We start from the raw sequence: 2,638 nt of genomic DNA on the forward strand, positions 1-2,638 counted from the left end.
CCTCCACTTCAACTGGGACGTCAACGACCGGATGAAGACGCGCCTGTCGTTCAACACCGGCGCGGCACGCCCCGATTACGATCAGCTTCGCCCCAATCTGTCGTTCAGCGACGCCAATCTGACGATCTCGGGCGGCAACCCTGAAGCCAAGCCCGAAAAGGCGCGCGGCGTCGATCTGTACGTCGAATATTACACGATGCCGCGCGGCTTCCTGTCGGTGGGCGTGTTCTACAAGGACGTGCGCGACGTCCTGTTCGACACGTCCAGCACCTTCAACAGTAGCATCCTCAACAGCAACGGGGTGGATCGCTCACAGTATCAATATACCACGATCGCCAATGGCGGCGACGGCTACATCTACGGACTGGAGGCGGCGATCCAGCAGCAGCTGGAGCCGTTCGTGACCGATCTCGGCTTGCCCGACTGGATGGGCGGGTTCGGCGTGCAGCTCAACGCGACGCTCAACAAGAGCCGCTCGGAGACGCCGGACGGTCGCAAGATCCGGCTGCCCGGCGCGTCGGACGGGGTGTACAATTTGATCGGCTATTACGAGAAATACGGCTTCTCGGCGCGCGTCTCCTATCAGAACCGCTCGCCCTGGATCGACTCGATCGGTGCGTTCGGGCTCGTCAACGGCGTCAATCGCGGCATCGACGGCGGCGACGCCTATTGGGCGCGGGATGACGAACTCGACGCCAGCGTCCGTTTCGCGATCACCCCCAATGTCGAGATCTACGGCGATTTCGCCAACCTGCTCAACGGCCCCGGCCGCCGTTATGCGGGCAGCAGCCAGTACACGATCGAACATGAGACGTTCGGCCGGCGCTACACGGGCGGCGTTCGGGTCAGCTTCTGATGCGCTCGGTTCTTGCCGCAGCATTGTTGTTGTCCGGCTGTGGTGCGACAACGGTGGTGGGTCCGCCCGCTGCCGATCGCATCACGGCGGTGCCCGACGTTCCCGCGATCGCGGAGACCGATCCGGTCGCCAGCGCCGATGATGCGGCCGACGATCCGGCGATCTGGCGCAACCGGCGTTCGCCAGCCAAGAGCCTGATCGTCGCCACCGACAAACAGGCCGGGGTCCACGTCTATGACCTCGCAGGCAAGCGGCTCAGCTACACGCCCGCGCCGCGGCTCAACAATGTCGACCTGCGCGAGAGCGGCGGCCGCATCACCGTGGTCGCCAGCGACCGCGCCGATGTGGCGCAGGCGCATGTATCACTGTTCGATCTCGATCCCGCGACCGCGAAGCTGCGTCCGCTGGGTCGTTTCCCGGTGGGCCCGGGCGAGGCTTACGGCATGTGCCTGTGGACCCGGCCGCGCGACGGCGCCTTGTTCGGCTTCGTCGTGCTGAAGGACGGGCGGATCGACCAGATCGCGATCGATCGGTCCGCTGCAGCGCCGCAGGTGCGCACCGTCCGCTCGATGAAGCTCGGCAGCCAGTCCGAGGGCTGCGTGGTCGATGATCGCACGGGCTTGCTCTATGTCGCGGAGGAGGATGTCGGGTTGTGGCGCTTCGCCGCCGATCCCGCGGCGTCCACCACCGCCACCCCGGTCGCGCGCGTCGATGGCACTATCCTGGTGGCCGATGCAGAAGGCCTGGCGCTGGCGCCGGAGGGGCGCACCGGCGGCTACCTCGTCGTCTCCAGCCAGGGCGACAACGCCTACACGCTATACCGCTTGCCGGGCGTGACCTATTCGGGGCGCTTCCGCATCGGCGGTGGGGCCGTCGATGCCACCAGCGACACCGACGGCATCGACCTCGTGATGGGCAGCTTCGGGCCGGCTTATCCGCGCGGCCTGATGGTCGCACAGGACGGCGACAATGCGCCCGCCACCCAGAACTTCAAATATGTCAGCTGGGCCGCCGTGCGTAAGGCGCTGCGGCTACGCTAGCTTCTGTTCCGGCGACATGCGCTTGCCGTTCGATGATGAACAAGGATCGTTCCATGACGAAGATACGAAGCAACCTGTCCGGGCGCCGTCTTTCCCTCGCCGGGTGCGTCGTTGCCGCTCTCTTCGCAGCAGCCACCGCTTCTGCGAAGCCCGCGCGGACCGCCGCCGCGCCGCGCCCGCGCAACGTCATCGTGTTCCTGGGTGACGCGGGCGGGCTGCCGACACTCAGCGCGGGCGGGATCATGGCACATGACCGGCCGCAGTCGCTGTTCATCCATTCGATGCCCCATGTCGGCCTGTCCGACACCTCGTCGCTCAATCGGTGGGTCAGCGACTCCGCGGCTGGCATGACGGCGATCATGACGGGGTACAAGACCGACAACGGCGTCGTCTCGATGATCCCCGGCGTCGCCGGCGCTGCGCCCCGGCCGGTGAAGACCTTCATGGAATATGCCGAACAGCGCGGGCTTTCGACCGGTGTCGTCACCAACATGCCGATCTGGGACGCGACACCCGCCGCCTGCTACGCGCACGTGCCATCCCGCAAGGACAAGGACGCGATCTTCGCGCAGATGCTCGCGCCGCGCTTCGGCAACGGCGTCGATATCCTGATCGGCAAGGGCCGCAAGGACGCCGCCGCCTCGTTCGCCAAGCGCCAGATGACGGCGGAACAGGCGTTCGCCGCCGCAGGCTATCGCTATGGCGACGATCCCGCGCTCGTCCGTCAGGCGCCGCGCGCCGC

3 protein-coding genes are annotated in these 2,638 nt (G+C 66.6%); all 3 read left to right on the plus strand.

Annotated features, from left to right (window positions below; translation table 11 throughout):
- Positions 1-856, plus strand: an 856-nt coding sequence (locus VF643_RS03805; protein ID WP_331042044.1) for an outer membrane beta-barrel protein, incomplete at its 5' end; no start/stop codon positions are given.
- Positions 856-1,896 carry a phytase gene (locus VF643_RS03810; protein ID WP_331042045.1) on the plus strand — a complete coding sequence of 347 codons (1,041 nt, stop codon included), beginning with the start codon at positions 856-858 and terminating at the stop codon, positions 1,894-1,896. The genes VF643_RS03805 and VF643_RS03810, both read left to right, overlap by 1 nt.
- A 53-nt stretch (positions 1,897-1,949) precedes the next feature.
- Positions 1,950-2,638, plus strand: a 689-nt coding sequence (locus VF643_RS03815; protein WP_331042046.1) for an alkaline phosphatase, incomplete at its 3' end; no start/stop codon positions are given.

This window comes from Sphingomonas sp. (genome assembly GCF_036387595.1).
Classification (GTDB): domain Bacteria; phylum Pseudomonadota; class Alphaproteobacteria; order Sphingomonadales; family Sphingomonadaceae; genus Sphingomonas.